Annotated in this window: 5 protein-coding genes; 2 read left to right on the top strand and 3 right to left on the bottom strand. The window is 59.5% G+C overall.

Annotation, left to right across the window (positions count from 1 at the left end):
• Together eutB and eat are read right to left on the bottom strand one after the other, a co-directional pair.
• Positions 1-333: ethanolamine ammonia-lyase subunit EutB (eutB, locus tag QOC89_RS20430; RefSeq protein ID WP_323046678.1), on the bottom strand; the 333-nt coding region annotated here is incomplete at its 3' end.
• Between the two features lie 43 nt (positions 334-376).
• Positions 377-1,780, bottom strand: coding sequence for an ethanolamine permease (gene eat, locus QOC89_RS20425; protein WP_323046677.1), 1,404 nt, complete (start codon positions 1,778-1,780; stop codon positions 377-379).
• Between the two features lie 255 nt (positions 1,781-2,035).
• On the opposite strand from eat, the gene QOC89_RS20420 reads away from it, so the two are divergent.
• Positions 2,036-2,902, top strand: a complete 867-nt coding sequence (locus QOC89_RS20420) for an AraC family transcriptional regulator (RefSeq protein WP_323046676.1) — start codon at positions 2,036-2,038, stop codon at positions 2,900-2,902.
• Between the two features lie 331 nt (positions 2,903-3,233).
• Here QOC89_RS20420 and QOC89_RS20415 read toward each other — a convergent pair whose 3' ends face one another.
• Positions 3,234-4,355 (bottom strand): Fic family protein, encoded by a 1,122-nt coding sequence (locus tag QOC89_RS20415; protein ID WP_323046675.1) that lies wholly within the window; start codon positions 4,353-4,355, stop codon positions 3,234-3,236.
• 177 nt (positions 4,356-4,532) lie between these two features.
• Between QOC89_RS20415 and QOC89_RS20410 the strand changes: the two genes are divergently transcribed.
• The coding region (locus tag QOC89_RS20410) for a Wadjet anti-phage system protein JetD domain-containing protein (protein ID WP_323046674.1) at positions 4,533-4,763 on the top strand (231 nt) is incomplete at its 3' end.

Below are 4,763 nucleotides of genomic sequence, written 5' to 3'. Positions count from 1 at the left end.
CGTGAGCGCGTCGGCATCGGTCGTGGTGCTCAACAGCCAGTTGCGGAAATCGCCGACCGTGAGATGCGATATCTCAGCGAACGCTTCGGGCGAGTGAACGTCGATCACGAGGCGCGTCACCTCGTCGCTTTCGTACGGGATCAATGCCTCGTTGAGAAAGGTGCGCAGCGGCACCTGCGCCAACGCCATCCTGGCCGCCACGCGCTCCTCTTCGCTCGCCGCGGCGACGCCCGCGAGCTGGTCGCCCGAACGCTGCGGACTTGCTTTGGCCATCAACGTCTTCAGATCGGCGAAGCGATAAGTGCGGCTGCCGATTGTCTCGGTAAAGCTCATCGTTACGACTCCATCGCCGCTGCTTGCAGAGCGGCTCGATCCGTCATTCTTCGAGCAAAGTGTCCGTGGGCGCCACTTCGCGTTGACGGCGCGTCAACAGGAAGTAGACGTAGCCCAGCGCGAGGAAGATCGCGAACACGATCGCCACCAGAAAATTGAAGTACACCATCGTGCCCAGACAAATCACCGCGGCCACCAGCGCGAACGCCGGAAAGAACGGAAACAGCGGCGCGCGGAACGGGCGCTCCATGTTCGGGTCCGAACGGCGCAGCTTGAACAGCGACAACATGCTGATGATATACATCACGATAGCGCCAAATACGGACATCGTCACGATGTTCGCCGTCAGCGTCTGGCCGCCGACCTGAATCAGCTCATCGCTATAGATCGCGGCGATGCCGACCACACCACCGGCGATGATCGCGCGATGCGGCGTCTTGAAGCGCGGATGCACCTTCGACAGCCATTCCGGCAGATAGCCCGCGCGAGCCAGCGCAAAGATTTGCCGCGAGTAGCCGAGGATGATGCCGTGAAACGACGCGACCAATCCGAACAGGCCCAGCCACACAAGCATATGCATCCAGCCGCTGTGTTCGCCGACGATGTACTTCATGGCTTGCGGCAGCGGATCGTTGATGTTCGAGAGCTTGGTCCAGTCGCCGGCGGCACCTGCGAACACCATCACGCCGATCGCGAGCACGACCAAGGTCAGAATACCGGTGATGTAGGCGATCGGAATCGAACGCTTCGGATTTTTGGCTTCTTCGGCGGCCATCGCGACGCCTTCAATTGCGAGGAAAAACCAGATTGCGAACGGAATCGCGGCGAACATGCCGTGGAACGAGCCCATGCTGAACGTATCCGCGCCTGCCCAGCCGCCCTTCGTGAAGTTCGACCACTGGAAGCCTGGCGACACGACGCCCATGAACACCAGTAACTCGAAGATCGCGAGCAGCGTCACGCACAACTCGAAGGCCGCGGCGATTTGCACGCCGACGATATTGAGCGCCATGAAGACGAGATACGCGCCCATCGCCGCGTGTTTCGGCTCGAGACCCGGAAACTGCACGTGCAAATAGGCGCCGATCGCGAGCGCAATGGCGGGCGGCGCAAAGACGAATTCGACCAGAGTCGCCGCGCCCGCCAGATAGCCGCCGGTCGGGCCGAAGGCGTGACGCGCGTAGGCGAACGGGCCGCCCGCATGCGGAATCGATGTAGTCAGTTCGGTGAAACTGAAAATGAAAGTGGTGTACATCGCCGCAATAAAGACCGCCGTGATGACGAAGCCGAGCGTGCCGGCGCTTGCCCAGCCGTAACTCCAGCCGAAATACTCGCCGGAAATAACCAGACCAACCGCGATTCCCCACAGCTGCCAGGTGCCGAGCGTCTGCTTCAACTCATGATGTGTGACTTTACCGACGTGCTGACTTTTGGACTCTGATTTCATCGGGCGCTCCTGATGTGGCCGCTTGCGCGACGCCGCAAGGCTTTGCGGTGCATGGGCGGACAGGCTTCAGCCGATGGTAGTGAGCCAATATTCGAGGCGTTATCGAAATTCGGCAAAGTTCGGAGAGAATTGTGTCAGCGGATGCTTACCGCGGTTCACGCGCATTCCGGCGAAATTCGCAGGATTTGGTAAATGGCGCCGTGGTACTTTTATTCGCATCCCTTCGGCGATTTTCTCCTGATCGATCACTGACTCATGAACCCATCGGACAATCGGGCGCGCTATGAAAACCGGCTCGGTCGCGTGCTTGACCACATTTACGATCATCTAGACGAACCGCTGGATATCGACCGTTTAGCCGAGGTCGCCTGCATGTCGCCGTATCACTGGCATCGCATCTATCAGGCGATGTACGGAGAGACCGTCGCGACCACCGTGCGCCGCTTGCGGCTGCATCGCGCGGCGGGTGATCTGGCGAATGGTTCGATGCCGATCGCCGAGATTGCCGAGCGCTCGGGCTATAGCAGTTTGCAGTCTTTCTCTCGCACCTTTCGACCGGCGTTCGGCATTCCGCCGGCGCAGTATCGCAAGCAAGGCACACATCGCCGGTTTCGTCCGGCGCTTTCAGGAGACGATCAAATGACGATACGTGAAGTGGTGATTCGTCACGTTGAGCCGATGGAGGTTTTGTCGGTGGATCACGTGGGGCCGTATATGCAGATCGGCAAAGCGTTCGATGGATTGTTTGGCTGGCTGGCGAAACATAATCTGCTGGCGGGGCAGATGCGCATGATCGGGATTTACTACGACGATCCTGGGGTGGTGGAAGAGAACGCGTTGCGGTCGAAGGCTGGCGTGCTGTTGCCGCATCCGGTGCAGGCTTCGGTGACGGTGAGTCCGCCGGTTTCGGTTGCCCATGTGAAAGGCGGTGAGTACGCGGTGTTGCGGCACAAGGGACCGTACAGCGATATGCGTGCGGCTTACGAGTGGTTGTATGGGACGTGGCTCGTGCAGTCCGGGCGTGAAGCAGCGGACGCGCCGGTGTTCGAGGAGTATTTGAATAGCCCGAAGGAGACTGCGCCTTCTGATCTTCTGACCGAGATCTGTTTGCCGTTGGTTTGATGGATCTTCGGGACGTGTGCTGCGGTTGTGCATGTTTACGCAGCGTGCTTTCCGGATGCCTCTCTGGTTTTTATAGTCTTTGTATATGTATACGTAGTAATAGTTAACAAGCCTCGCATCGGGCTGTGGATAACGTGGAACTTCGTTTACGGATCAAGGGACTGCGGAATCGATAACCCTGCGGAGCGTACGCGGACAGGAGCAAGGAGCCAGGGAAAACTTTTGGCCGACCTGGCAAGGCAGCGGGTTTATCAAAGTTTCGCCCACAACGTGTCAGGTGGCTTGTACAAAAGTTGTCCAGAGGGGACTGTGGATAAGTCGAGCGACTTATTTAGCGCTCGTCAGCGAGTTCGTACGAGGTGCTGCGGCCACCGGCCGCTGATTTTTTCAACACGCCGAATGCGATGAGTTCGCCGATGTCACGCAGCGCGGTATCGGGTGAACACTTCGCAATGGCTGCCCACTTGCTGCTGGTCAGCTTACCGTCGAAACCATCGAGCAGACGGCTCAGCAGTTTGACTTGCCGCTCGTTGAACGCCGTGCTCGCCCAGCGCTGCCAGAAGCGCGCCTTGGACAGCACGACGTTCAGCGTGAGTTGCGCATGATCGATTGCGCGATGCAAGGCATCGAGGAACCATGCCAGCCACTCGGTGATATCGAGGGAGCCTTTTTGGGTGCGCTCGAGAACGTCGTAATAGTCGTTCCGCTCGCGCTGGATCTGTGCCGACAAACTGTAGAAGCGCTCCGGGCTGCCGTCGGCGCGCGCCAGCAGCAGGTCGCCAATGGCTCGCGCGATGCGGCCGTTGCCGTCGTCAAAGGGATGCAGCGTAACGAACCAGAGATGAGCGAGCCCTGCCTTGAGCAGCGGAGGATCGGCCGAATCGTTGTTCAGCCAGGCGAGAAACCGATCCGCCTCCGTGTCCAGCCGTGTTGCGGGAGGCGCCTCGAAGTGGACCTTCTGACGCCCGATCGGACCGGAAACGACTTGCATCGGCCCTTTGGCGTCGTCGCGCCAGTTGGCGACGCTGATCCGGGACATACCGCTGAAGCCGGTCGGGAACAGCGCAGCGTGCCATCCAAACAGACGCTCTTTTGAGACTTCTGCCGAGCAGTTCAAGGTGGCGTCGAGCACCATCTCCACGACGCCTTCGACGTGACGGTCGACGGGCGCAAGCGCGCCAATATCGACACCCAACTTGCGCGCGATCGACGAACGCACCGAAGCGACATTGAGCTGTTCGCCCTCTATCTCGCTGGTTTTCACGACGTCTTCGGTTAGCGCGACAAGACTGGCCTCGCTGCGTAGCGTCAGGCCCACGTCGGCAAGACGGCCGAGGAGTACGCCTTGAACGCGCGAGACCTCCGCGAGCGGAGCCACAAGGCGCGACAAGTCATAGCGCCATGCGGGCCACTCGGGGGACTGCCAGATGTATAGCGAATCTCCGCGTTTCATGCGGAGATTATGGTCTACTTTCCCCGCAGACGCAAATTATTAACCGCAAATTACGCGGAGAATAAGGCCGCTATTCGCCGCTCGTGGCCCTGGGCTCCTCGCATGTGAGTGATTTTTCGCGCGGATTGGGTAGATGAGGTGACAAAGTCGACGCGGATAACCGCTTCCGCGTGCTGGATGCAAAGAAGGCGCTATTTCATCCCGCCAGAGCAGGACGTTACGCTAGACGCCGCCAGTTTTGCTCGCCTGGACCTCAACGTTAGCCGGATCTTTATCACAGAGAACGAGATTGATTTTCTGGCTTTTCCGCCGATTGGGGACAGCATGGTTGTCTTCGGCGCAGTTGGCGTGAGGGCCCCGCTAACGCAACCGGCAGTCGCGCCGCGCGAGTCGATGATGGATCAGGGC

The sequence above is a fragment of the Paraburkholderia sp. genome, from assembly GCF_034668105.1.
GTDB lineage: Bacteria > Pseudomonadota > Gammaproteobacteria > Burkholderiales > Burkholderiaceae > Paraburkholderia.
The sequence above is the reverse complement of the archived record's forward strand: the minus strand, read 5'-3'. Positions and strand labels throughout refer to the sequence as shown.